Source organism: Pseudomonas machongensis, from assembly GCF_034961125.1.
Classification (GTDB): Bacteria; Pseudomonadota; Gammaproteobacteria; order Pseudomonadales; family Pseudomonadaceae; genus Aquipseudomonas; species Aquipseudomonas machongensis.
In genome coordinates this window covers 40,371-65,856 of sequence record NZ_JAYFUI010000071.1, presented here as the reverse complement: position 1 = coordinate 65,856, position 25,486 = coordinate 40,371, and the positions used below count along the sequence as shown (strand labels likewise).

The 25,486-nt window shown below is 66.1% G+C and carries 22 protein-coding genes; 13 read left to right on the top strand and 9 right to left on the bottom strand.

The genetic code is table 11. The features are described from left to right. Positions 1–23: 23 nt before the first annotated feature. Positions 24–1,094 carry a sigma-54 interaction domain-containing protein gene (locus VA602_RS05740; RefSeq protein WP_112898426.1) on the bottom strand — a complete coding sequence of 357 codons (1,071 nt, stop codon included), beginning with the start codon at positions 1,092–1,094 and terminating at the stop codon, positions 24–26. A gap of 440 nt (positions 1,095–1,534) precedes the next feature. On the opposite strand from VA602_RS05740, the gene VA602_RS05735 reads away from it, so the two are divergent. The 6 genes from VA602_RS05735 to VA602_RS05710 all read left to right on the top strand — a co-directional run bounded on the left by VA602_RS05735 (position 1,535) and on the right by VA602_RS05710 (position 10,527). Beyond that, the gene (locus tag VA602_RS05735; RefSeq protein ID WP_323452735.1) at positions 1,535–2,608 is read left to right on the top strand and encodes an ABC transporter substrate-binding protein; all 1,074 of its coding nucleotides are present in this window, start codon (positions 1,535–1,537) and stop codon (positions 2,606–2,608) included. Between the two features lie 22 nt (positions 2,609–2,630). After that, positions 2,631–3,854, top strand: coding sequence for a lipase family protein (locus VA602_RS05730; RefSeq protein ID WP_323452734.1), 1,224 nt, complete (start codon positions 2,631–2,633; stop codon positions 3,852–3,854). A gap of 12 nt (positions 3,855–3,866) precedes the next feature. After that, positions 3,867–5,066, top strand: coding sequence for an LLM class flavin-dependent oxidoreductase (locus VA602_RS05725; RefSeq protein WP_323452733.1), 1,200 nt, complete (start codon positions 3,867–3,869; stop codon positions 5,064–5,066). Positions 5,067–5,070: 4 nt separating this feature from the next. Beyond that, positions 5,071–6,624, top strand: a complete 1,554-nt coding sequence (locus VA602_RS05720; RefSeq protein WP_323452732.1) for an ABC transporter substrate-binding protein — start codon at positions 5,071–5,073, stop codon at positions 6,622–6,624. 231 nt (positions 6,625–6,855) lie between these two features. Beyond that, positions 6,856–9,408: a TonB-dependent receptor plug domain-containing protein gene (locus tag VA602_RS05715; RefSeq protein WP_323452731.1), complete on the top strand. Its 2,553-nt coding sequence runs from the start codon at positions 6,856–6,858 to the stop codon at positions 9,406–9,408. A 30-nt stretch (positions 9,409–9,438) separates the two neighbouring features. Further along, entirely contained in the window at positions 9,439–10,527 is a 1,089-nt protein-coding gene (locus VA602_RS05710; protein WP_323452730.1) for an LLM class flavin-dependent oxidoreductase, read from the top strand. 70 nt (positions 10,528–10,597) lie between these two features. On the opposite strand, the gene VA602_RS05705 is transcribed toward VA602_RS05710, so the two are convergent. From VA602_RS05705 to VA602_RS05685, 5 genes are read right to left on the bottom strand one after another with little or no spacing between them, the layout of a single operon-like run. Then, positions 10,598–11,353: an ABC transporter permease gene (locus VA602_RS05705; protein ID WP_054890847.1), complete on the bottom strand. Its 756-nt coding sequence runs from the start codon at positions 11,351–11,353 to the stop codon at positions 10,598–10,600. Further along, positions 11,353–12,558 (bottom strand): ABC transporter substrate-binding protein, encoded by a 1,206-nt coding sequence (locus tag VA602_RS05700; RefSeq protein WP_153773820.1) that lies wholly within the window; start codon positions 12,556–12,558, stop codon positions 11,353–11,355. Before VA602_RS05700 ends, VA602_RS05705 begins: the two co-directional genes overlap by 1 nt. Then, positions 12,545–13,366 carry an ABC transporter ATP-binding protein gene (locus VA602_RS05695; RefSeq protein WP_323452729.1) on the bottom strand — a complete coding sequence of 274 codons (822 nt, stop codon included), beginning with the start codon at positions 13,364–13,366 and terminating at the stop codon, positions 12,545–12,547. Before VA602_RS05695 ends, VA602_RS05700 begins: the two co-directional genes overlap by 14 nt. After that, positions 13,363–14,427: an acyl-CoA dehydrogenase family protein gene (locus VA602_RS05690; RefSeq protein WP_054890850.1), complete on the bottom strand. Its 1,065-nt coding sequence runs from the start codon at positions 14,425–14,427 to the stop codon at positions 13,363–13,365. Before VA602_RS05690 ends, VA602_RS05695 begins: the two co-directional genes overlap by 4 nt. Positions 14,428–14,473: 46 nt before the next feature. Next, positions 14,474–15,034: a carboxymuconolactone decarboxylase family protein gene (locus VA602_RS05685; protein ID WP_323452728.1), complete on the bottom strand. Its 561-nt coding sequence runs from the start codon at positions 15,032–15,034 to the stop codon at positions 14,474–14,476. 102 nt (positions 15,035–15,136) lie between these two features. Between VA602_RS05685 and VA602_RS05680 the strand changes: the two genes are divergently transcribed. From VA602_RS05680 to VA602_RS05665, 4 genes are all read left to right on the top strand, one after another. Further along, entirely contained in the window at positions 15,137–16,051 is a 915-nt protein-coding gene (locus VA602_RS05680) for an AraC family transcriptional regulator (protein ID WP_323452727.1), read from the top strand. A gap of 219 nt (positions 16,052–16,270) precedes the next feature. Then, positions 16,271–18,688, top strand: coding sequence for a glucose/quinate/shikimate family membrane-bound PQQ-dependent dehydrogenase (locus VA602_RS05675; protein ID WP_323452726.1), 2,418 nt, complete (start codon positions 16,271–16,273; stop codon positions 18,686–18,688). 78 nt (positions 18,689–18,766) lie between these two features. Then, positions 18,767–20,017, top strand: a complete 1,251-nt coding sequence (locus VA602_RS05670; RefSeq protein WP_323452725.1) for a carbohydrate porin — start codon at positions 18,767–18,769, stop codon at positions 20,015–20,017. Positions 20,018–20,123: 106 nt separating this feature from the next. After that, positions 20,124–20,741: a LysE family transporter gene (locus VA602_RS05665; RefSeq protein WP_151924831.1), complete on the top strand. Its 618-nt coding sequence runs from the start codon at positions 20,124–20,126 to the stop codon at positions 20,739–20,741. A 3-nt stretch (positions 20,742–20,744) separates the two neighbouring features. Here the strand turns inward: VA602_RS05665 and VA602_RS05660 are convergent, their stop codons facing one another. Genes VA602_RS05660 through VA602_RS05650 form a run of 3 tightly spaced genes read right to left on the bottom strand, consistent with a single transcriptional unit; the run spans position 20,745 to position 22,469 of the window. After that, a complete protein-coding gene (locus VA602_RS05660; RefSeq protein WP_054890856.1) occupies positions 20,745–21,146 on the bottom strand; it encodes a hypothetical protein in 402 nt (133 codons plus the stop codon). A 52-nt stretch (positions 21,147–21,198) separates the two neighbouring features. Further along, a complete protein-coding gene (locus tag VA602_RS05655) occupies positions 21,199–21,951 on the bottom strand; it encodes an anti-sigma factor family protein (RefSeq protein ID WP_323452724.1) in 753 nt (250 codons plus the stop codon). Then, a complete protein-coding gene (locus tag VA602_RS05650; RefSeq protein ID WP_054890858.1) occupies positions 21,948–22,469 on the bottom strand; it encodes a sigma-70 family RNA polymerase sigma factor in 522 nt (173 codons plus the stop codon). The genes VA602_RS05655 and VA602_RS05650 overlap by 4 nt, the downstream gene beginning before the upstream one ends. Before the next feature lie 130 nt (positions 22,470–22,599). Between VA602_RS05650 and VA602_RS05645 the strand changes: the two genes are divergently transcribed. Genes VA602_RS05645 through VA602_RS05635 form a run of 3 tightly spaced genes read left to right on the top strand, consistent with a single transcriptional unit; the run spans position 22,600 to position 25,444 of the window. Beyond that, entirely contained in the window at positions 22,600–23,646 is a 1,047-nt protein-coding gene (locus VA602_RS05645) for a catalase family peroxidase (RefSeq protein ID WP_323452723.1), read from the top strand. After that, complete coding sequence (locus tag VA602_RS05640; RefSeq protein ID WP_125929736.1) at positions 23,643–24,176, top strand: cytochrome b; 534 nt, start codon at positions 23,643–23,645, stop codon at positions 24,174–24,176. Before VA602_RS05645 ends, VA602_RS05640 begins: the two co-directional genes overlap by 4 nt. 56 nt (positions 24,177–24,232) lie before the next feature. Continuing rightward, on the top strand, positions 24,233–25,444 hold the full coding sequence (locus VA602_RS05635; protein ID WP_323452722.1) for an MFS transporter: 1,212 nt from the start codon (positions 24,233–24,235) through the stop codon (positions 25,442–25,444). Positions 25,445–25,486 lie beyond the last annotated feature (42 nt).

Here is a 25,486-nt window from a genome sequence, read left to right as displayed (position 1 = left end):
GGCCCATGCCGAGCAAGCCTCGGCTACCCGGCTTTCCCCAGCTCACCGATTTTCTCCAACCGCGCCCGCACGATGTTGCGGCTGATATTGAGCAAACGCCCAGTCTGCAACTGGTTGCCATGGCAGTAGCGGTAGGCCGCGCGAAACACCGTCTCCTCGATATGCTCGTACAGGTTCGGCACGTTCTGCTCGAACAGTGCAAGCAGTGCGCTTTCCAGGCTCACCGGCGCCGCTGCCGCTGCTGGCAATCCCGCCGTCACGGCCACTTCTCCCGGCAACACCGCCTGCGGGCGCATGTCCACCAGGTGCAGGTCCTGCGGTGCCACCACCTGCTGCCTGCACACCAGCAACGCATGATGGATGGCGTTTTCCAGCTCGCGGATGTTGCCAGGCCAGCTATGCGCCAGCAGCTTGCGCTCAGCCTCGAGACTCAGTGACGCGCGGTCATAGCCCAGGCGTCGGCAGTGCTCTTCGATGAAGAATTCGGCCAGCGGCAGGATATCCCCAGGACGCTCGCGCAGTGGCGGCAGGCGGATGGTCGCCACGTGCAGACGGTAGAACAGGTCCTCGCGAAAATGCCCGGCCACCACCGCGTCGGCCAGGTTGACGTTGGTCGCCGCCACCAGCCGCACGTTGATCGGGATCGGCGTGCGTGAGCCCAGGCGCACAACCTCGCGCTCCTGCAGTACGCGCAGCAGCTTGACCTGCATGTTCAACGGCAGGTCACCGATTTCATCGAGAAACAGCGTGCCGCCATTGGCGGCCTCGAACCAGCCGGCCTTGTTCGAGGTTGCGCCGGTGAAGGCACCCTTTTCGTGGCCGAACAGTTCGCTCTCCACCAGGGTTTCTGCAAAAGCGCCGCAGTTGACCGCTACGAACGGCTCGCGGCCACGGCGGCTCAGGTGATGGATGTGGCGGGCAACCAGCTCCTTGCCGGTGCCGGTCTCGCCGATGATCAGGGTGTTGGCCTCGCTCGGGGCCAGGCGCTCGATGCGGCTGAGCAGCTCCTGCGAGCGTGGGTCCTTGAAGACGAGCACGGTGGCACGTACCGACTTGGTCAGCTCTCGGGCATTGGGGTGAGTGATCAGCGACATGATGCATTCCTGGCAGTTGAAGCGCGCCCTCATAGTGCACGAATAAATTTAGACCCAAAAATTATTAATAAATATTTATATATTCGAAATTGACATATTGAAAAAATCAACACCTCGATTGCTGCTGGAGCAGCAACGGGCCAGCAATAGCCTGCGCAGGGATCAGCAGCCAGGCCATCGCGAGGGCTCTGGGTCGCAGGGCTGAAGGCTTAGTGCCACCGGGGCTGGAGCGGATCCGGGCCGGTGCTGGCATGCATTTCGCTCAAGGGGAGGTAACACCCTGTTGGTGGTTGGGGCCGCTGTGCGGCCATCGCGGGGCAAGCCCGCTCCCACAGGTTCAGCGCAGGTCCTGAGAACCGCGCGGTACCTGTGGGAGCGGGCTTGCCCCGCGATGGGCTGCACCGCAGCCCCGACCGCACCACCACCTCCTGGAGCCGCATATGAACAACCCCTGGCGTCACGCCCTGGCCCTGCTCACCGGCCTGCTACTGAGCTTCTCCACCATCGCCGCCGAAGCCCCGCCCGCCGTGCGCATCGCCATCGTCGCCTTCACCCAGGGCGGCGCGCCGGTATTCGGCGGCATCCCTGGCCGGGTCATCGAAGAGGGCTGGCTGGCACAACAACTGGCCGAGCGCGGCGTCAAGCTCGAATGGGTCGCCCTGCCCCACGCCGGCGCCGGCCCGCAGATCAACGAGGGCTTCAGCAACAACAGCCTGGACTTCGCCGTGCGCGGTGACCTGCCGACCGTGATCGCCGGTGCCGGTGGCGTGCCGGGCAAGCTGGTCGTGCCTGGTGGCAGCGGCAACAACATCTACCTCGTCGTGCCCACCGACTCGCCAGTGCGCAGCATCCAGGACCTCAAGGGCAAGCGCCTGGCCCTGCACCGTGGCCGTCCGTGGGAGTTCGCCTTCAGCAATTTCCTGCACAGCCAGGGCCTGAGCCTGGCCGACTTCAAGATCGCCAACCTCAACCCGCAGGTTGGCGCCGCCGCGGTGTCCGCCGGCAAGGTCGATGCCGCCGTGCTGCTCAACGAAGCCTATGCCCTGGAAGACAAAGGCGTGGCGCGCATTCTCTGGTCGACCAAGCAAGGCGCCAACGACTGGCGCCTGGTCTCCGACCTGTTCGGCACCGACCTGTTCGTCGAGCAGCACCCCGACCTCACCCAACTGGTCGCCACTGCCTGGGTCAAGGCCGCCTGGTGGATCTCCCAGGCAGAGAACCGCGACGCCTACTACAAGCTCTCCTCTCGCGCCGGCATTGCCGAAAGCGTGCTGCGCCGCGATGACCAGGACGACCCGGTGGCCTGGAAAGACCGCTGGGCACCGAAGACCGACGCCCAGCTCGAAGCCCATTACCAGGCCCTGGCCCGCTACGCCCTGGAGAACCGGCTGATCCGCACGCCCTACGACATTCGCCACGACCTCGCCACCCACTTCACCCGCCAGGCCCTGCAAGACCTGCAGCTCACCGGCTACTGGCCTGCGGTCGCCACGCAATTGAGCAAACAACCCTGAATTTCCGAAAAGAGACCCGTCCATGAAACTGCCTGCCACCCTCGTTTTCAGCCTTAGCGCCCTGGCCTTTTCGATCAGCGCCCTGGCCGCCCCGACCTACGCCCCCAAGCCCGACCCGCAGCAAGGCGACGGCCGTGTCTCGGCGTTCTACAGCTGGAGCGAAGCGATCCCCGCCGCCCCCGGCAAGCTGCTGCGCAGCGAGCCGCTGGAGCAGACGCTCAGCCTGCCCAGCGCCGCCAGCGCCCAGCGGATTCTCTACAGCTCGCTGGACGGACGCGACGGCAAGACCCCGGTCGTGGTTTCCGGGGCGCTGTTCATCCCCAAAGGCAAGGCACCCGCCGGCGGTTGGCCGGTGCTGAGCTGGGGCCACGGCACGGTCGGCGTTGCCGACATCTGCGCGCCGTCCTGGGCCGGGCGCTCCTACCGTGACGTGCAATACCTCGACCGCTGGCTCAAGGAGGGCTTCGCCATCGTCGCCACCGACTACCAAGGGTTGGGCGTGCCCGGTGGCCACCCACTGCTGAACAACCGCACCGCCGCCTTCGGCATCCTCGACGCCGCGCGTGCCGTGGTGCACGGCGTGCCGGGCCTGGCCGACAAGGTGCTGATCGTCGGCCAGTCCCAGGGCGGCGCCGGGGCCTTCGCCGCAGGCGCCTATGCCGCCACCTACGCGCCGGAGCTGGGCGTCAGGGGCAGCATCGGCACCGGAGTGATCTACACCGTCGGCTCGAAGAACGTCGGTGAACAGGACAACAACAAGGTCGACCCATCCCTGGCCTATGGCTTCTACACCCTGCTCGCCGCGCAGCAGTACGACCCGAGCATCGACCCTCGCGATCACTACACCGACAAGGCGCTGCCACTGTTCGAGCAGGCCCGCAGCAGCTGCCTGTCATCGTTGGTCAGCGACGTGGTCGGTACCGGCCTTACCACCGCCAACTCCAAGAAGGACTACCAGGGCGACAAGCTCAAGCCATGGCTGGCGCAGGTCTCCTACCCGACGCTGAAGCTGGCGCAGCCGATCTTCATCGGCACCGGCGCCGAGGACCAGACTCCCACCGCCGCCAGCCAGGCCAAGCTGATGCAGGACGCCTGCGATGCCGGCTCCATCGTCGAAGGCCACCTGTACAAAGGCCTGGGCCACAGCGAGACCGTCAACGCCTCGCTCAAGGATTCGATCCCCTTCGCCCACAAAGTCATCAACGGCGAAGCCATCACCCCGATCTGCAAACCCACAGTCCAGTAAAGGAGGCCCGGCATGAGCATCGAGTTCTTTACCCGCCTGCCACTGCATGGCGAAACGCAGTTTCTTCCCGGCGACAGCCGCAACCGCGGCGACTGGCACCCGGGCGGGCCGAGCACCGGCGCGGTATCGGGGTTCGCCGTGGGTGATCACTTCACCTATATCGACTACCTCGGCCAGGTGGCCCGCGCCGCCGAGATCAACGGCTTCGGCGGCGCGCTGATGGTCAACGCCCCCAGCGGCGAGGAGCCCTGGACGGTGTGCTCGCTGCTGGCCCGCGAGACCCGGACACTGAAGTTCGTCACAGCCTTCCAGCCCTATCACTACACGCCCTGGGTCGCGGTGCAGCAGGCGGCGACCTACCAGCGAGCCACCGGCAACCGCCTGGTCTGGAACATCATCAACGGCGGCTCGGACGCGATCCAGCGCCAGGTCGGCGACTACGAAAGCCACGATGACCGTTATGCGCGCGCCACCGAGTTCATGGATGTCGTCAGGGGTTACTGGCACAACGAGCAATTCCACTATGACGGGAAGTACTACCACGCCGACGGCGGTGGCCTGCGCGGGCCGCTGAAGAAGGCCGAGTTGCCGCTGATCTGCACCGCCGGCTCGTCGGTCGCGGCGCGTGAGTTCGCCGCCAAGCATGCCGACTTCTACCTGATGCGCGCCGAGCACCCGGACGAAATCGCCGCGCTGATCGCCGACATCCGCGCCCGCGCATTGAAGTACGGACGCAACGACATCCGCTTCGGCCTGTCGATCGATGTGATCGCCCGCGAGACCGAGACCCTGGCCCGCGCCGAGGCGCAGCGCTTCTTCGACGAAGGCATCGCCAAGGGCGCGGTCAAGGCCAGGGCCGCCCACGCTGGCCTGCGCACGGCACGCAAGCTCAGCTACGAGCAAGGCTTTACCGACAAGGGCGATACCCCCGGCATCGACGACTTCTTCATCCATCCCAATGTCTGGACCGGCTTCGGCTACATCGGCATCCCACCCGGCTGCGCCCTGGTCGGCAGCTACGAGAAGGTGGTGGCGCGGATCCGCGAGTACAACGCCATCGGCGTCGACCTGTTCGTCCTCGCCGGCTACCCGCACCTGGAAGAGGCCTATCGGATCGGCGAGCACATCCTGCCGCACTTCCGTGGCGAGCGCGCCGCCCTCGCCCGCCTGCCTGAAACGCCCGTGCAACTGCACGCGGCCAACGGAGCCTGAGCCCATGACCAGGGACGGTTACCCCCTGAGCCGGCGCAGCTTCCTCGGCCATACCGGCGTGCTGGCGGGCGGGCTGTTGGTCGGTTGCGGCCCCAGCGACAGCCCGGCCACCGCAGTCGCCGACCCGCCACGCCACGGCGGGCGCCTGCGCCTGGGTATCATCGACGGCAACCAGAGCGGCAACCTCGACGCCCACAAGCCCATCGGCAGCGGCATCGTGCGAGGCTTTGCGCTGTACAGCAAACTGTGGGAATGGGACGAGCAGATGCAGCCGCGCCTGGCCCTGGCCGAGTTCGCCGAGCCCAACGCCGATGCCAGCGGCTGGACCCTGCGCCTGAAGCAGGGCCTGGAGTTCCACCATGGCAAGACCATCGATGCCGACGACCTGATCTTCTCCATCCGCCGCCTCACCGATCCGCAACTGGCCTCGCCCTATGCGGCGCTGCTGCACTGGGTCGATCGTGACCATCTGGAGAAGCTCGACGAGCGCACCGTGCGCCTGCGTTTTCGCGAAGGCCGTAGCTACCTGCCGCTGCCCGAGACCTGGGTCAATTTCGGCGGCATCGTGCCGGTGGACTACCATCCGGTCAGCAATCCAGTCGGCGCCGGGCCGTTCAAGCTCAAGAGTTTTACCCCTGGGCAACGCTCGCTGTTCACCCGTTTCGACAACTACTTCAAGCCGAACAAGCCTTACGCGGACGAGTTGGAGATCATCGACTTCAAGGATCAGACCGGGCGCCTGGCGGCCCTGCGCGCCGGGCAGATCGACATGGCCAACGTCATGTCCACCGAGCACCTGCAGGTGCTGCAGGCCGACCCGCGGCTGACCCTGCTCAAGTCGGTGAGTGGCAACTGGCTGTCGTTCGACATGAACACCGCCAAGGCGCCGTTCGACGACCCACGGGTACGCGAGGCCTTCCGCCTGCTGGCTGACCGTGAGGAACTGGTACGCCGTGCGCTGAACGGTCAGGGTCGCGTGGCGAATGACCTGTACGCCCCCTTCGACCCAACCTTCAACAACGCCCTCGGCCCGCGGCCGCACGACCCGCAGCGGGCCGCGCAGTTGCTGCGCGAGGCAGGCCACGAACAGCTCGAGGTGGAGCTGGTGACGACACCCGGGCCGGGGCTCGCCTCGGCGCTGGTATTGGCCGAGCAGGCCAAACGCATCGGCGTCACCCTCAAGGTGCGCCAGGTTGACCTGGCAACGTTCCAGGGGCCGCAGCGCGACGACTGGACCTTGAGCACCGGGGGCAGCATCGGTGCGCCGTTCCTGGCCAGCGCCATCCATACCGATGCGCCGTTCGCGGTGGCCAACAAGACCCACTTCCACGACGCGCAATTCAGCGAGGCGTTTCTCGCCGCCATGGCCCAGCCGGACCTGGAGAAGCGCAAAGTGCTGGTGCACCGCGCGCAAGAGATCCAGTACCAGCGCGGCGGGATGCTGATCTGGGGTTACGCCGACCTGCTCGACAGCGTCAGCAACCGCGTCGGCGGGGCGCAGCCGGAGCGCTCGCTGTTCAGTACCTGGCGGTTCGAAAGTTTGTGGCTCAAGTCATGATCACGCGCTGTCTGGGCCGGCCCTATCGCGGGACAAGTCGGGGCGCCGAACCGCCGCTCCCACCGATACCCCACCGATCTCCCAGACCACGGGGTACCTGTGAGAGCGGCGGTTTGGCGCGCCGACTTGTCCCGCGATAGGGCCGGCACACCCCCCACATAACCCCAAAAACAACCGCAGGCGCGGCTGCGCCCCACCTCCATTCCACCTTACCCGAACGAGGCCCACTCCATGCCCCGCGCAGCCCTGCACCCTGCATTCGCCCTGCTGGCCCTGGCCAGCACCCCGTTGCTGGCCGACGACACGGTCCTGCAAACCGTTACCGTCCAGGCCGAACAACCCGACGACGACGCCCTGCCCACTCGCCCACCCTCATCGATCTACGGCGGCCTCGAAGCCAAGGTGCTCGACACCCCACGTTCGGTCACCCAGGTCAACGCCGAGCAACTGGCTCGCGACCCGATCCGCAGTGCCGACGACCTGGTCAAGTACGCCCCCGGCATCACCCGCGGCGGCGGCCAGAACGCCGGTATCGCCCCGCAGATGCGCGGCCAGAACAGTGAAGTGTTCCAGGACGGCCAGCGCGCCTATGGCGTACGCCACCCTGCCAACTTCAACGCCTATGAGGGCGCCGACATCGTGGCCGGCCCCACGTCGGTCACCTACGGCTCGGTCAGCGGCAGCGGCGGCTACGTCAACTACCTGAGCAAGAAGCCCGACTTCGAACGTTTTCGCACCAAGCTCTCCGGTGAAATCGGCAGTTGGATCCCCGACGGCGAATCGCGCGATGCGACCAAATTCAGCATCGACAACACCGGCCCGATCAGCGACAACCTCGCCTACCGGGTCAGCATCACCCGCCAGCGCCAGGAAGACTTCTACGACAACGTCGAGAACAACTTCGACGCCTTCTACGGCGCCCTGGCCTTTCGCAACGACCATGTGCGTGTGGACTGGAACGCCGCCTACGACGATTACTACGACTACAACATCACCCACGGCTGGAACCGCGCCACCCAGGACCTGGTCGACCACGGCAAGTACTACGCCGGCCGCGCCACACCGATCATCCAGAACGGCAATACGCTGTGGTCGCCGGTGCTGTCCTCCGGTGCCAGCGACGCCCAGGTGCTGGGCTGGGTACAACGCCAGCGCAATGCCCAAGGGCAGTATTCGGTGGTCAACGGCAGCTTCCAGGGCGCCTCGCCCAACACCCAGGCCAACCCCGGCAGCCTGCGCGGCTGGGTCTACGACCCGTCGCTGGCAGGCAACGGCCTGACTTCGCTGTCGTCGCAGACCGGCCAGCGCGCCCAGGATGAGAACCGCTCAAGACGCTTCACCACGCAACTGCGCATCGAAGGGGAGCTGACACCGTCGATCACCCTGGCCAACAGCACCTTCTACCAGCACTCCACCGACACCACCGATGCGGTAGGCGCCTTCCAGGTCCAGGGCAAGGACGACATCTTCGACAACCGCTTCGATTTCCGTGCCCGCGGGCAATGGCAGCTCGGCGGCCTGACCCTGGTCGACGACAGCAATAGCGGCCTGATCTATCGCCGCGAGTCGAACGAGTCGATCGCCGCCAACAACAGCTTCGGCTCGACCATCAACGCCTACGACCTGACCCAGGACCCGCGCCTGAAAAACCCCGGCGACCTGCTCGGCCTCGCCGGTCGCAACCCCGTCGGGGGCAACGCGGCCTGGATCGGCCAGCCCGGTGTGGCGCAGTTCTCCGACCTCTACGGCTGGCTCAACCTGCCGGCCATGTATCCAGCCGGGCATGGCCTGTACGCCGAATCCATCGCACCCTACACCGCCGACAGCACCTGGACCACCAAGACCCTGTTCAGCCAGCACAACTTGCGCCTGGGCGAACGTGCAGGCCTGAACATCGGCGCCAGCCGCAGCTGGATCGACGCACGCATCGAGAACCCCTTCGTGGTCAATGGCGCCAGCCAGCGCAAGGACGCAAACAACTACCGGTTGTTCTCGGTCCAGGTCAGCCCCTACGTCAAGCCCACCGACAACAGCACCCTGTACTACACCTTCGACCGCTCGCTGGCGGTCAACACCGGTTTCTTCACCAACGGCCTGGGCTGGGGCAGCGGCACCGGCGCCAACCAGCTCAACCCCCTGGCGTTCCAGAGCCTGAGCGTATTGCACGAGCTTGGGCTGAAGGTCGAAGCCGTGCCCGACCAGTTGTTCCTGACCCTGGCGGCCTATCGCCAGGCCCGCGACCAGGCGCCGGACAGCAACAACAACATCGCCCGGCTGATCGTCAAAGGCCTGGAAGCGACGCTGCGCTACCAGGACGAACACTTGCGCGGTGGCCTCAATCTCAGCCGCATCAGCGCCTACAACGAGTTCACCAGCCAGGCCGGCTTCGCCTCTGCCGGATTCATTCCCGACAACGGCACCGTGTTCGGCGACAACAACAGCCTCAACCAGCGCCCCTCGGGCAAGTTCGATGCCGTGCAGATCCCCGAGTACAACGCCGGGGCCTATGTGGACTATCGCTTCGACTCAGGCTTTGGCGTGGAGCTGTCCGGCTGGTGGACCAGCAGTTGGTACCTGAACCTGAGCAAGACGGTGAAGGTGCCCGACGAATACAACCTCGACCTGGCCGTGTACTACCGCCAGCCGCAGTGGGGGGTGACGCTGCGCATGCTCAACGTCACCGATGAGCTGAATTTCGTCAGCGGCCTGGCCGGCTCCACCAACACCTTCCTGCAACCCATGCCGGGCCGAACCCTGCTGGCACAGGTCGATTACCAGTTCTGACCCTCAACCCCACACCCGGGAGGCTTTGCCATGTCCATCGAATTCGTCGGTATGATCTTTCCCCGCCAGTGGTCCGAGACCCGCGGCGTACGCACGCCCGACTTCGACCTGCCGTTCATTCGTCATCATGCCCGCGCCCACGAGCACGCCGGGTTCGACCGGGTGCTGATCGCCAGCGGCCCCGGCAGCGCCGACAGCTTGCAGATCGCCGCCTACGCCGCCGCTCACACCGAGCGCCTGGGCTTCATGATCGCACACCGCCCGGCCCTCACCGCCCCGACCGTGGCGGCGCGCGCCTTCGCCACCCTCGACCACACCACCGGCGGCGGGCGTATCCGTCTGCACGCGATTACCGGGATCACCGCCGAACCCCAGGAAGGCGACACTCTGCTGGACAAGACCGAACGCTACCAGCGCACCGACGAATACCTGGAAATCGTCCGCCGCACCTGGACCGCCGAAGCGCCGTTCGATTTCGAGGGGCGCTACTTCAACATCAAGGGCGCGTTCTCGCCGGTCAAGCCGCTGCAACAGCCGCACATCCCGATCTCGTTCGGCGGCTCGTCGGACATCGCCTACCAGATCGCGGTCAAGCACGCCGACCTCTACGCCTTGTGGGGCGAGCCGTTGAGTGGCGTGGCAGAGCAGATCGCCAAGCTCAAGGCGGCCGCCAGCAGCGCCGGGGTGGCGGCGCCGCGGGTAAGCCTGTCGGTACGCCTGATCCTCGGCGCCACCGAGGAGCTGGCCTGGCAGAGAGCGGAGCAGATCCTGGCGCAGATCAAGGCCAACCCACAGTTCGCCGCCGACAGCCCCTGGAGCAAGCGCATCAAGGGCACCGGCTCCGAGCGCCTGCTCGCTGCTGCAGCACGTGCAGACCGGCATGATCGTGCTCTGTGGATGCCGACCGCGACCGCGGTCGGTGCCTATGGCGACACCACCGCGCTGGTCGGCACACCGGAAACGGTGGCGCAGGCCCTGCTCGACTATGTCGACCTGGGCGTGACCACCTTCCTCAACCGTGGCTACGACCCGCTGTACGACACCGTGGACTATGGACGCTGGGTGATTCCGGCGGTGCGAGAAGAAGTGCGGCGGCGCAAGGCCCGCGTCACACGCTGACCGTCAGCGCCCCCACAGGTGGGGCGCTGCCCGGTGTGCGGCGCCCAACCCGCGGGCGCCAGCAACAACCTCAGGCATGCACCCAGCGCCGATGCAGCCCGCGCGCCAGGGCATCGAGCATGAAGCCCAGCACACCGATCAGCAGCACCATCGCCATCAGCTCGGAATAGGCCAGGCGGTCACGGGTGTCGAGGATGAAGTACCCAAGGCCCGCGCTGACCCCGAGCATCTCGCACGGCACCAGGACGATCCACAGGATGCCGATCGCCAGGCGCACGCCAGTCAGCACATGGCCGATCACCCCAGGGATGATCACCTTGCACAGGGTTTCCCAGCGCGTGGCACTCAAGCTGCGCGACAACTGCAACCAGCGCGGGTCGAGCTGACGCACGCCTGCGGCGGTGTTGAGCAGGATCGGCCACAGCGCGGCGAACGCCAGGAGGAAGTAGATCGGCTGATCGCCCACCCCCATCAGCATCACCACCACCGGCATCCACGACAGCGGCGAGATCATCCGCAGGAACTGGAACGCCGGCGTGGTCGCCGCCTCCAGATGCCGGTAGCTGCCCACCAGCAAACCCAGCGGCACCCCGATCAGCAGGGCCAGCAGCAGGCCGATGAGAATACGCTTGAGACTCACCCAGATGTGCCCGTAGACCTCGCCATGGCCCAGCAGCTCGACCAGGCTCTCCAGCGTCGCCTGGGGCGAGAAACGCGCCGACAGGCCGTCGGCCTCGCCGAACACCTGCACCCCCGCCCACCACAACAGCAACAGCACCGCCAGCCCGGCAAGGCCCAGGGCGCCATGTACGACATGCTTGCGCATCAGACCGCGAACTCCTCGCTACGCTCGAAGTTGTCGGCGATGCCGAACACCGACGGGCCACCCACGGCGGCGATGGCGTTGCGCACGAAGCGGTCGTCCACCAGGTCGCGCGCGGTCTGCGCCGGGTCCAGCCCGGCGAGGAAGCCGCTCTCGCCCTCGATCAGGGTGTTCTTCAAACGCTTGACCAGCTCCTCGGTGTAGCTGGGGAACGGGTACGGCTGGAAGTCGATGCGCTTTTCGTCCCACTGCTGATGCTGGATCGCACCGCTGGCGATGTAGCCGGCGCGGTCTTCGGCCGAAGGCGCCAGGACCTTGGTCAACACCGCAGGCTCGTGCGGGGTGTATTTGTTGGGACCGGCCTTGGACAGCAACGCAGCGGCCTCGGCGCGGTGATCGCGGGTCCATTGCTGCGCCTTGACGATGGCGTTGACCACCTTCTGCGACCACTCCGGACGATTGTTCAGGTCATGCTCGTGCATGAACACCACGCAGCATGCATGGTTACGCCAGACATCGCCGGTGAAGCGCTGCACGCGCCCGACCTTGAGATTCTCGGCCAGGGCATTGAAGGGTTCGGCGACGATGTAACCGGCGATGCGCTTGCTGGCGAGCGCTGGCGGCATGTCCGAAGGCGGCAGTACCAGCAGGTTGACCTCGTTGGCCGCCAGTTGCGCGTTGGCAGGCTTGGACACAGGCGTCAGGCCGTTGTCACTGAGCATCTGTTGCAACACCACGTTGTGGATCGAGTACCAGAACGGAATGGCGACGGTCTTGCCACCGAGCTGTTTCATGTCGGTGATGTCCGGCGCAACGGTCAGGCCCGAGCCACCGACGTGGTTCCAGGCCACGACCTTGGCCGGCACCTTGCTGCCATAGCGGGCCCAGACCGTCATCGGTGACAGCAGGTGGATCACGTTGACCTGCCCGGAGATGAACGCTTCGATCACCTGCGCCCAGCTGCGCAGCAGTACCGGACGCTCGGCCTTGATGCCTTCGGCCTCGAACAGGCCATTGTTGTGCGCCACCAGCAAGGGCGTGGCGTCGGTGATCGGCAGGTAGCCGATGCGTACCGGCGCGTCCGGCTCGGCGGCAGCGCGCGCCTGCAGGCTCGACAGCATCGGCAAGGCGCCGGCGGCGGTGAGCATGGCGCTGAGCTTGATGAAATCGCGACGCGACGTGGAAGAGCAGCAATCATCCATGCACATGGGCAGGCTCCGACGACAGGGGGGAAGAAGATGTTGAGGTGGGGCGGCTCGCCTGCCGTAGGGTTTTCAGGATCTCGATGCGCAGCGCGCCCAGCTCCTCGACCCGCTGCGCGCGCGGCTGCGGCAGGTCGATGTGCCATTGCCCGAGGGTGCGCGCCGGGTGGTTGCCCAGTAGCAGCACGCGATCGGACAACAGCAGGGCTTCGTCGATATCGTGGGTGATCAGCACCGCCGCGGTGTTGTGGGTGGCGATCAGTTGCAGCAGCAGTTGCTGCATGTCCGCGCGGGTCACTTCATCGAGAGCACCGAAGGGCTCGTCCAGCAGCAGCACTTCGGGCTGGCGCGCCAGGCAACGGGCCAGCGCCGTGCGCTGGGCCATGCCGCCCGACAGCTGCGCCGGGTACTGGCTGCGCGCATGGTTCAGGCCCACTGCCTCGATGGCGTGGTCGATCCGGGCACGACGCTCGGCCGCCGCCAGCGCAGGCTGACGGGCGAAGTCCAGGCCAAAGGCAACGTTCTTTTCAAGGCTCAGCCAGGGCAGCAGGCTTGGATCCTGGAAGGCAACGGCCAGACGCGGGTGCGGCCCCTGCAGGGGCTCGCGGTGCAGGAACACCGCACCACCACCAGGTTGCTGCAGACCGGCCAGCACGCGGAGCAGGCTGGACTTGCCGACACCGCTGGGGCCGAGGATGGTCACTACTTCACCCGGCGAGAGCTTGAGGTCGAACTGTTCCAGCACCGCCTGCCAGCCGCCCTCGCGGGGGTAACCCAGGCTGATGGCGCGGGCTTCGAGCAACACGTCGGTCATACGTTCGCCGCCTGGCGTTGCAGTTCGGCGCGCAGTTGCACCAGGCTCGGCGTGACGATCGGCACGAAGGCCGACTCGCGCCAACGCCGGGCGAAGCCTTCGCCGTAGGCGGTGAGATAAGCCTTGCCGCCGCTGGCCTGAAGCTCCATCTGCACCGCATCGGCGGCGCTTTCGGCCAGGGTGATGCGCAGCTTGAACAGTGCCGCGGGCTGGTTGAGGAAACGCCCGTCGAGCAGGCCCTGCTTGAGCTCGCCGACGGTATTCTCCAGTCGCTCGCGCAACACCTGTTCCGCTTCGGCGAGGAACGAACCGCGCCCTTGCAGGTGTTCGCGCACTTCATCCAGGGCGCGACGGGTCAGGCCGATGGACATGCCGCACTGCAGCGCCAGGAATGCCGGCCGCACCCGAGGCAGGAACTCGCGGGCGTTCTCGTGCAACAGCCAAGTGCGGTCCAGGGCGACCTGGTGGAACGCCAGCGCGGCGGTGCTGCTCGACTGCAGGCCCATCAGTTGCAGGTCGTCGGAACGCTCAAGGCCCTGACTGCTGGACGGGATCGCCATCACGAAAGGTGCCTGGCCCGCTTCAGCCTCGATCGCCGCCGCTACCACGAAGCCACTCTTGCGCAGGTTGGTCACCCAGTGCAGGCGGCCTTCAAGGGTCCAGCCCTCGCCCTCGGTACGCGCCTGCACTTGCAGGGCCTCGATACCGGAGAGGAACTTCATGGCATTGGACAAGCCAGTGGCGCCGGCCAGTTCGCCGGTCAGCAGGTCTGGCAGCAGCCGCTCGCGCAAGGCCTGGTTGGGGCTGTGCAGCAGGTATTCGATGAAGGCCCGCTGTCCCCAGCAGACGAAGGCCGAGGCCAGCGAGCGGCTGGCGATGGCGGCGATGGCCTCTACGGCGTCGGTGACGTCACCGCCCGAGCCGCCAAGTGCCGGATCGACGCCAACCCGCAGCAACTGCGACTCGGCGATATGGGCCAGCACCAGGTGCGGGTCGCACTGGCCCTGGTCGATTGCCTCGGCATTGGCATCCAGCCATTGTCGAAATGCAGAATCAAGCATGTCCCTACTCCTTTGAAAACGCCGGCGCGCCGGCACCAGGCGTGGATTACGCCGAAGGCTGCCAGCGGTACTTGCTCAACTCGTCGTTGAGCGGCGTCTGGGCGAACACATTAGCAAAGTTGCACAGGGTTGCGAGACTCACGCCCAGAATCACTTCCAGGGCATTGCCTTCGCTGAAACCTGCATCGCGGAAGGCCTGATAGGTGGCATCGCTGACATTGCCACGGGTGGCGATGACTTCACGGGCGAACTCGGCCAGGGTTTCGTAGCGCGCATCAGGCAGCTCGCCACGCGCACGCAGGGCATCGACCACCTCCTGCGGCAGCTTGGCCTTGTTCAGGGCCACGGCGGTGTGGCCGGCAACGCAGAAGTCGCAACCGTGCTGGGTGGCGGCGATCAGTTGCACCACTTCGCGCTCGGCCAGGGTCAGTTCGGACTTGCCGTTGAGGGCCGAAACCGTGACGTAGGTTTCCAGGGCCGCCGGGGCGTTGGCGAGAATGCCCAGCAGGTTGGGGATGAAGCCGGAATTCTTCTGGGCGTTTTCAAGGAAGGGACGTGCCGCTTCCGGGGCGCTCTGCAGAGTGTGTAGAGTAACGCGCGAGGACATGGAGTAGTCTCCTTTGATGTGTGTCCATACAGTCTGTTGGTTATAAGAAATAGCATCCATATTCATCAGTCGCCTTTCCTTGCTCCTGAGTCTTTGCATTAGATGATTTCGTCCTGCCACCTTGTCGATTGGTTATTAGAGGGCCTGGAGCTCGACGCCAGCCTCTTTCATGTCGGCCGCTACTGCGGCGGCTGGCACGCCAGCACCCAGGGCATGGGCCGGGCCAGCTTCCACCTGGTGGTTCAGGGGCACTGCTGGCTGCACATCGACGGGCAACCGGAGCCGATCCGCCTGGACAGCGGTGATGCGGTGTTTCTGCTGCGCGACCTGGCCTACAGGCTCTCCAGCGACGCCGACCCCGTCGATGCCTGCGCCCAGCCGCGGCGCACCATGCAAGCGCTGGAACTCGACGCAGGGGATGGCGTGGGCCTGGTGTGCGGGTTCTTCCAGTTCCAGTCGGGGCTGTCGTCGCTGATCGTCGAAGGGCTGGCCGACTGGATCCTGCTGCGGGCCAACGATCCGGCCGGCAGCGCCGCGCGAGCACTGTTCGAACTGATCCTGGAAGAGTGCCGCCGCCAGCCGACACCGTCGCAGACGTTGCTCGAACGCCTGACCCACCTGCTGTTCCTCTATGTGCTGCGCCAGCAGGCAAATGGCGGCCAATCGTTGGGCGGGCTGATCGCCCTCGCCCGCCAGCCGGCCTTTGCCGGCCTGCTCGAACGCCTGATCGAAGACCCGGGCCAGAGCTGGTCGCTGGAGAGCATGGCGGCCTGCACCGGGCTTTCGCGTTCGGCGTTCTTCAAGCGTTTCAACGAACTCGCCGGGCAGTCGCCGGGCCAGGTGCTGCTGGCCTTGCGCATGCGCCATGCCTGCCAGTTGCTGCGCGCAGGCAATACCGTGGAACAGGTTGGCGCCCAGGCGGGCTATCAATCCGTGGCGGCCTTCACCCGAGCATTCGCAAAAGCGATCGGCATGCAGCCGGGTGCCTACCGCAAGCAACACGAACTCAAGCGCTGATTTCGACGTAATGCGACCTTGCGCATGCGACGTTGGTCGAATGTTTAAGCAATGTCGTTCGCCCAAAGTTAGCTACATTTAGCCGCTGGATTACTGGTTTTTCCCGAAGAAAAGCTTGTAAGCGCCTGCGACAATCCGTCACCGAATAAAATGTACTAACTTGTTAATTAGCTTGCTAAGGGCTTAGACTTCACGCATTTCACCTGCGAGATCCTTGGCATGAACGACACACCCCGCGCTTCTGGCGCCTCCACATTCCTCCTGGTCGGGTTGGGCGTGATCATCGCCCTGCTCGGTCTGCTCCTGGCCGCAGGCGGCGTCAAGCTGGTCGGTCTGGGCGGTTCCTGGTACTTCTTGATCGGCGGCCTGGCGATGGCCATCGCCGGCCTGCTCATCGCCCGTCGCAAGCCTGTCGGCGCATGGCTCTACGCCGTGTTCCTGCTCGGCACCGTTATCTGGGCACTGGCCGATGCAGGCCTGGTGTTCTGGCCGCTGTTCTCGCGGCTGTTCATGTTCGGCGCCATCGGCCTGGTGGTCACGCTGGTCTATCCCCTGTTGGTGCGTGCCAACGGCGGCAGTAGCGGCCGACGCGCCTATGCTTTGGCTGCAGCACTGGCAGTGGTACTGGCCATCGCCGCAGGCAATATGTTCGTCGCTCACCCCAGCGTCGCACCGACCGGCAACGGCCCTGGCCTGACCGCCGTGGAGCCGGGCAAAGAGCAGAAGGACTGGGCGCACTACGGCAACACCGAAGGCGGCAGCCGCTTCGCCGCGCTGGACCAGATCAACCGCGCCAACGTCGACAAGCTCAAGGTGGCCTGGACCTACCACACCGGTGATGTCGCGATCAGCGACGGCAATGGCGCCGAAGACCAGCTCACCCCGCTGCAGGTCGGCGACAAGGTGTTCATCTGCACCCCGCACAACAACCTGATCGCTCTGGATGCCGACACCGGCAAGGAGCTCTGGAAAAACGCCATCAACGCGCAATCCAAGGTCTGGCAGCGCTGCCGTGGCCTGGCCTACTTCGATGCCACCGCGCCAATCGTCCAGCCGACCCAACCGCACAGTTCGCCGATCACCGTTGCCGCGCTGCCGGCGGGCGCCAACTGCCAGCGCCGCCTGCTGACCAACACCATCGACGGTCGCCTGATCGCGGTGGATGCCGACACCGGCGCCTTCTGCGAAGGCTTCGGCAACAACGGCCAGGTCGATCTGAAGGCCGGCCTTGGCGATGTCCCGGACTCCTACTACCAGCTTTCCTCGGCGCCACTGATGGCTGGCACCACTGTGGTGGTCGGCGGGCGGGTCGCCGACAACGTCCAGACCGACATGCCCGGCGGCGTACTGCGCGGCTTCGATGTAATGACCGGGCAGATGCGCTGGGCCTTCGATCCGGGCAATCCGCAGGACCGCAACGCCCCCGCCGACGGTAGTACCTACGTGCGCAGCACCCCCAACAGCTGGGCGCCGATGTCGTACGATCCGGCGATGAACACGGTGTTCCTGCCGATGGGCTCCTCCTCCACCGACATCTACGGCGTGGAGCGCAGCAAGCTCGACCACACCTACGGTGCCTCGGTGCTGGCCCTGGACGCCACCACCGGCAACCAGAAGTGGGTCTACCAGACCGTGCACAACGATCTCTGGGACTTCGACCTGCCGATGCAGCCAAGCCTGATCGACTTCACCAAAGACGACGGCAGCACGGTGCCGGCAGTCGTGATCGGCACCAAGGCCGGGCAGATCTACGTGCTCGACCGCGCCACCGGTACACCGCTGACCCAGGTCGATGAAGTACCGGTCAAGCCGAGCAACATCCCCAACGAGCCCTACTCGCCGACCCAGCCCAAATCCGTCGGCATGCCGCAGATCGGCGCGCAGACCCTGACCGAGTCGGACATGTGGGGTGCCACCCCGTACGATCAACTGCTGTGCCGCATCGACTTCAAGAAGATGCGCTACGACGGCCTGTACACCGCCCCCGGCACTGACCTGTCGCTGAGCTTCCCCGGCTCGCTGGGCGGCATGAACTGGGGCAGCCTTTCGACTGATCCGGTGCACGGCTTCATTTTCGTCAACGACATGCGCCTGGGCCTGTGGATCCAGATGATCCCTTCGCAGAACAGTGGCCAGGCAGCCTCCGGTGGCGAGGCGCTGAACACTGGCATGGGTGCCGTGCCGCTCAAGGGCACGCCTTACGCGGTGAACAAGAACCGCTTCCTGTCGGTGGCCGGCATCCCCTGCCAGGCGCCGCCGTTCGGTACCCTCACCGCGATCGACATGAAGACCCGGCAGATCGCCTGGCAGGTGCCGGTCGGCACCGTCGAGGACACCGGCCCCCTGGGTATCCGCATGCACCTGCCGATCAAGATCGGCCTGCCAACGCTGGGCGGCACGCTGTCCACCCAAGGCGGCCTGGTGTTCATCGCCGGTACCCAGGATTTCTACCTGCGTGCCTACGACAGCAGCAACGGCAACGAGATCTGGAAGGCGCGCCTGCCGGTCGGCAGCCAGGGCGGGCCGATGACCTACGTATCGCCCAAGACCGGCAAGCAGTACGTGGTGATCACCGCCGGTGGCGCGCGACAGTCGACTGACCGTGGCGACTATGTGATTTCGTACGCCTTGCCATAGACCGCGTTGCTCCCTTCGCATGCAAGTCGCTGCGGCCTGCACGCGAAGGGGCCCTCACAGACCATCCGAGACCCTGCAATGTCCCCCGCTTTTCGCTTGACCCCTCTTGTCTTCGCCCTGACCAGCACCGCTTCGCTCGCCGCCGACAATACCCTGACCGGTGACTGGGGCGGCCTGCGCCAGCAACTGGAAGAAGACGGCATCCACATCACCGGCGACTACAGCGGCGAGACCGCCTACAACGCCCACGGTGGCCTGCACCGCTCGGCGCGTTATTCGCAGAACCTCAAGTTGGGCGTGCAATTCGACCTGTCGAAACTGTATGGCCTGGACAACGGCGGCAAGGTCCAGCTCACCGTCAACGACCGCCGCGGCAACAGCGCCTCTGAAGACCTGGTCGGCAACCGTCTGCCGATCCAGGAGAACTACGGCGGCCTGTATACCCGCCTCACCGAACTGAGCTACGAGCGCAGCCTGTTCACTCCGGCCTTGAACCTCAAGCTCGGCTACATGGCCATGGGCAACGACCTCGGCGGCCTGGACAGCGGCATCCTGTGCAATTTCATGAATGCCGGCTTCTGCGGCCACCCGCTGAACATGTCCGGTGGCAGCGGCTGGACCAACTACCCCAACGCGCACCTCGGCGCCCGGGTCAAATACGATCTCTCGCCCTCCTGGCAACTGCGCGTGGCGGCCTTCAACGTCGATCCGCAGAGCAACGGCAACTCCAGCCGCGCCTGGCACCTGGGGCCCAAGCACAGCACCGGCACCGTGGTGCCTGTGGAGCTGGTCTACAAGGTGCAGGGCGAACGGCCGGGCGAGTACAAGCTGGGCTACTACTACGACAGCTCCAACGTGAAGCGCATCGGCAGCGACCAGGACGTGGCCGGACGCAGTGGCCATTACCTGCTGGTCGACCAGGCGCTGTGGAACGACCCAGCCTCTGCGGGTCGCAGCCTGCATGCGTTCGGCCAATATTCAGCGTCGAGCAAGGCCGCCTCGCCCTTCACTCGCTGGTATGGCGCCGGTGTGGTGCTGTACAAGCCATTCGAAGGACGACCACGCGACACCCTGGCGCTGGGCTACGGGCGGGCGGTGCCGAATCCGCGCAGCCGTCAGTTGCTGGAAAACACCGCGCTGGATGCCGGACGTGACTTCCCCGGCCTGGACAGCGCCGAGCAACTGATCGAACTCAGCTATGGCTACCAGGCCACGCCATGGCTGAACCTGCGCCCGGATGTGCAGTACATCATCGAGCCGGGCGCCTTCTCCGGCGAAGCGATCGACAACGCGCTGGTCGTCGGGCTGCAGGTAAAGGCGACGTTCTGACCGGCAAGATCCGCTTCTGCAGGTTCCAGCGCATTCATGATGGGCCGCTATGCAAGGCGGGCGGAACGTGGCATATATCCTGGCATTCCCCCAGGAGAACTTTCCCATGCTCGGCGTAACCGACTACGGCGCCTTCGTCATCGCCTTCATCGTCCTCCTGGCCATTCCCGGCCCCGGCAACTTCGCCCTGATCACCGCTACCGGCAAGGGCGGGATCAAGGGCGGGCTGGCGGCGACCCTCGGGGTGATCCTCGGCGACCAGGTGCTGATGTGGTTGGCCGTTGCAGGCGTCGCCACCCTGCTCGCCGCCTACCCGGCCGCCTTCCACGTCGTGCAGTGGGCTGGCGCCGCCTACCTGGCCTGGCTCGGCCTGCGCATGGTGCTGAGCAAGCCCGGCACTGCGCCGCGTGAAAGCCGCATGGACAGCGGCCACTACCTGCGCCAGACCATGATGATCACCCTGCTCAACCCCAAGGCGATCATGTTCTACATGGCCTTCTTCCCACTGTTCATCGATCCGGTACAGCATCAGGGCTTCATCACTTTCGCCTTCATGGCGGTGACGGTCGCCGGGCTGACCCTTCTCTACGGCCTGTTCGCGGTGTTGCTGACCCACCACCTGGCCGAGCGCATGCGCGCCAACCCGCGGGTCTCCAATCTGCTCGAGCGGCTAGCCGGTGCTTGTCTGGTCGGGTTTGGCATCAAGCTGGCGGCGATGCGCTGAGACTCAGGCACCGCCAAGCAGGTCGTGGGCATCGAGCAGCCGGAAGGCCACTTCCGGATTGCGCTCCAGACCTTTGCGAATGGCGGCTGGGATCGACTGGCGGGTCTTGCGGCACAGCCCCGGCTGGTCGTCCAGCTCGATGACGAAGCCGCGCATGGTACGCACCTCGTTGTAGCCTGGTGCGATATGCACGCGAATGCCCAATTGCTCGTAGAGGCGTGACTGCAGGCGCTGCAGGTCTTCCAGGCTCTGGAGGTTTTCCAGGCGCTCGAGCAGGCGCTTCTCCTCCTGGCGGTTGAGCAGAAGAATGCGTTGGGCCTGGGGTGGGTGCGCGTGCAACTGCTCGCGCCCGCAATCACAGGCGCCGGGAGGGCAAGGCTGGCGCAAGGCAGGTGTGCTGGACATGGGCCAAGCATAGCGCTTTCAAATGAAAGTTCGCCTCCCCTGGAAATCGTCGCTAGAGACTGACGCCCAAGGTCCTCCTGACCTGTTCCGCGCGAGCATCGTCTGCCGCACTGACCAGGGCGAAGTTGTAGTCACCATGGGACCAGTAGCGCGCCTCGAGCTGCCCATCGACGCGCTGCCCGCTGGGCATCTGGTCGTAGCGCCCGCCTGGGGAGCGCATGAACAGGCTGATGCGTTCGCCTTTTTTGTCCTGGAACACCAACAATGCCGCCGGGCCGTCCTCGTTGGCCAGCAGGCGTGCACCCACAGGCTGGAAGCCGTATCCGCTGAGATCCGGCACCTGGCCGACCCGGTTGAAATGCCGCCCCAGCCACGACTGCAACTGCGCAGGGTCATCGGCCTGGACATCGAGGGCCGTGGCATCGGCGAACAGCTTGTGTGCCTGCACCGCGTCGGCCATCGGCAAATCGTCTGCCAGCATCGTCGATTCACGTGCCTGCCAGCCCCCTAGCCCGCCAAGCCCCAACGCCAGCAGCAGGACAGCGGCCGACGCGAAGCGCTGCTGGCGACGCTGACGCACCCGCCGTCGCAGGTGGGCGAGTTCCAGTTGCGGGTTGTGGGGCATGTCGTTGAAACCGGCGAGCGCCGCGCGCAAGCGCCGGGCATCGCTGCGCCAGGCCTCGATCCGCGTGGCTTGCTCCGGATTGGCCGCAAGCCAGGCCTCGACCTCGGCCCGGCGTACAGGCTCCAGTTGGTCGTCGACAAAGGCGTGCAGCTCTTGCTCGGTGGGGATCAGGCGAGTCATTTCAGTCTCCGCAAGGCCGGGGACGATGGCTTGCCCTCGGTCAGTTCACGCAACGCGGCACGGGCGCGCGACAAGCGCGACATGACGGTGCCGATCGGTATATCCAGGGCCTGGGCGACTTCCTTGTAGCTCAAGCCCTCGACGCTGACCAGCAGCAACAGCGCGCGCTGTTCGCTGGGCAGGCGGGCGAAGGCCTGCAGGTCGGCCTGGGCCAGCACGATGCTCTCGGTCTCGTAGCCCAGCGGCTCCTCGGCCTGCCCGCCGCGACCGAACCAGTTCAGCCAGCGCGAGTGCAGGCGATCGCGGCGCTTGCCGTCGAGGAACAGCCGATAGAGGATGGTGAACAGCCAGGCACGCCGGTTCTGTTCCTCTCGCTGTTGACCGCTGCGGGTGAGCGCACGCTCGACGGTGGCCTGGACCAGGTCGTCGGCACTGCCGCTTTCGCGGGTCAGCCACAGGGCGAAGCGCCGCAGGCTTTGCAGCAGTTCGCGCCATTGTTGTTCATCCAGGTCATGCATGGTCAGGCCCCGGCCCCATGGGCTGTCAGTGTAATGGGCAGACGGGGCGCGACGAAATCTATTCCCGTCGAGGGAATAAATTTTTCGCTCCCACGTCATACCGGCTCATTCACTGACTCGGAACGTCACCATGAACACACCCCTGCAAGGCCCTGCCAAGGCCCTGCGCCTGGCCGCCATAGGCGCCACGGTCGTGGCGCTGGGTGCGGGCTTCGCCTATGCCGCCGGATGGATCGGCACCCCTGCCCTGACGCCACAGCGCATCATCGACACCTTCGAAGCCCAGGCCGGCCACCATCCCGGCTACCGCAAGAACCACGCCAAGGGCCTGTGCGTCAGCGGCTACTTCGAAAGCAGCGGCCAGGCGCAGGCGCTGTCGAGCGCGCGGGTATTCAGCCAGGCACGGGTGCCGGTGATCGGCCGCTTCGCCATCGGCGGTGCCAACCCCTACAGCCCCGACGCCGGCGTACCTACCCGCAGCCTGGCGGTCCAGCTGAGTACCGACGACGGCCAGGTATGGCGTACCGGCATGAACAATCCACCCGTGTTGGCGGTAAGCACCCCGCAAGCTTTCTATGAACTGGTCGTGGCCAGCGGCCCGAGCCCGGCCACCGGCAAACCGGACCCGGCCAAGCTGCAGGCGTTCTTCGCCGCCCACCCGGAGAGCGCAGCCTTTCGCCAATGGGCCGCCAGCGCCAAGCCCAGCGACAGCTTCGCCAACACCGACTACAACAGCATCAACGCCTTTCGCCTGATCGATGCCAGTGGCAAGGCGCAAGCCGTGCGCTGGCGCATGGTCGCGCAAACACCCTTTGCCCCTCTGCCCGCCCAGGTCGAGGACAACCTGTACCTGCAACACGACCTGCAACAACGCCTGAGCCAGGCGCCGTTGCGCTGGACACTGCGCCTGACCCTCGCCAAACCCGGCGACGCCATCGACGACCCGGCCAGCCAATGGCCCGACTCGCGCCGCACCATCGATGCCGGCACCCTGGTGATCGACCACGTCGATGCACCGGAACAAGGCGCCTGCCGCGACCTCAACTTCGACCCGCTGATTCTGCCCAGCGGCATCGAAGCCTCCGCCGATCCGATCCTCGCCGCGCGCTCGGCCGCCTACTCGGAATCGTTCAACCGCCGCAGCCGTGAAAGCCTCGGCGCAGGAGCCCGCCCATGAAACCGTCCGCCTTCCACCCCCTGGCCCGCCTGGTGCACTGGCTCATGGCGATACTGATCCTGGCGATGCTGTTCATCGGCGTGAGCATGGTCGGCGACCTGTCGCCACGTCACCCCTGGCTGGTGGAGCTGCACAAGGCCACGGGCCTGGCGCTGCTGGCACTGGTGGTGCTGCGCATCATCCTGCGCCTGACCCTGCCGCACCCGCCACTGCCCGCCGACCTGCCACCGCTGCAGCGTTTCGCTGCCGGCGCCTCGCACCTGGCGCTGTACGGGTTGATGCTGGCCATGCCGTTGCTCGGCTGGGCGATGCTCTCGGCCGGCGGCTACCCACGGCCCTTGCAACTGCCGGCGATCATGCCTCACGACCTGCAGTTGTATGCGGTGCTGCGCCAGGCGCACGGCTGGGCGGGCTACCTGCTGTTCGTCACCATCCTGGCCCACCTCGGCGCAGCGCTGTTCCATGCACTGGTGCGTCGCGATGGCGTATTGCGTAGCATGTGGCCAGGGCCCTTGCGCCGCAGCGACTGAAAAACGCCTGCAGGCGGAATGGGGCCGATACCTTTCCGCCTGCCATGGATGTTTCAATGACCACTGCGAAGGACACTGCATCTCCCACCCCCCCCCAACCCCCCCCCCTGGACCTGCGCCCGCTGTTGCTGGTGAACATGGCCTGCACCATGTCGATGATGGCGTTCGTCGCCTTGATCGGCCCCATTGCCCGCCTGCTGGGGATGGCGACCTGGCAAGCCGGTGCGGCGGTCACCGTGGCAGGCGTGGTCTGGGTCATTCTCGCGCGCCCCTGGGGCCGAGCCGCCGACCGCCTGGGCCGACGACGCATCCTGCTGATGGGCAGTGCCGGCTTCACCATCGCCTATTGGCTACTGTGCCTGTTCATCGATGGCGCCTTGCGCTGGCTGCCGGGCGCGACCCTGGCTTTTCTCGGCCTGATGCTGACCCGCGGCCTGATCGGCGCCTTCTATGCCGCGCTGCCGGTGGGCGGCAATGCGCTGATCGCCGACCATGTCGAGCCCGAGCGCCGCGCCCGCGCCATGGCCTTGCTCGGCGCAGCCAATGCCGTAGGGCTGGTGCTCGGCCCGGCACTGGCCGCGTTGCTGGCGCGCCATAGCCTGAGCGCCCCGTTCTTCATCATGTCGCTGCTGCCGGCCAGTGCATTCCTCGTGCTGCTGTTCAAGCTCAAGCCGCAGCCACTGCCCCACAACTATGCGCCAAGCCCCGTGCGCCTGGGTGACCCGCGCCTGCGCCGACCGTTGATCGTGGCCTTCAGCGCCATGCTCAGCGTGACCGTGTCGCAGATCACCGTGGGCTTTTTCGCCCTCGATCGCTTGCAACTGAACAGCGCCGATGCCGCCCAGGCCGCAGGCATCGCCCTGACCGCCGTGGGCGTGGCGCTGATTGGCTCGCAGATTCTGCTGCGCCAGTTGGAGTGGCCACCGCTGAAGATGATCCGCGTGGGCGCCAGCATCAGCGCGCTGGGCTTTGCCGCCGGGGCCTTGGCCACCACTGCTCCGGCATTGTGGGCGTGCTTCTTCGTCGCCGCCGCCGGCATGGGCTTCGTCTTCCCTGCCTTCTCGGCGCTGGCCGCCAATGCCATGCAAGCCAGCGAACAAGGGGCCACCGCGGGGTCGATCAGCGCTGCTCAAGGCATGGGAGCGGTGATCGGGCCGCTGGCCGGGACGCTGGTCTACGCCGTCGATCCGCGCCTGCCGTTCCTGGCCGTGGCCGTGCTGTTGCTGCTGGTCGGGCTGTGGCCTGCCCCCGCCGCCCAGCGCACCTGACAAGCACAGCGCGTTGCCGGTCAGAGTGTGTTTTAATGCGCT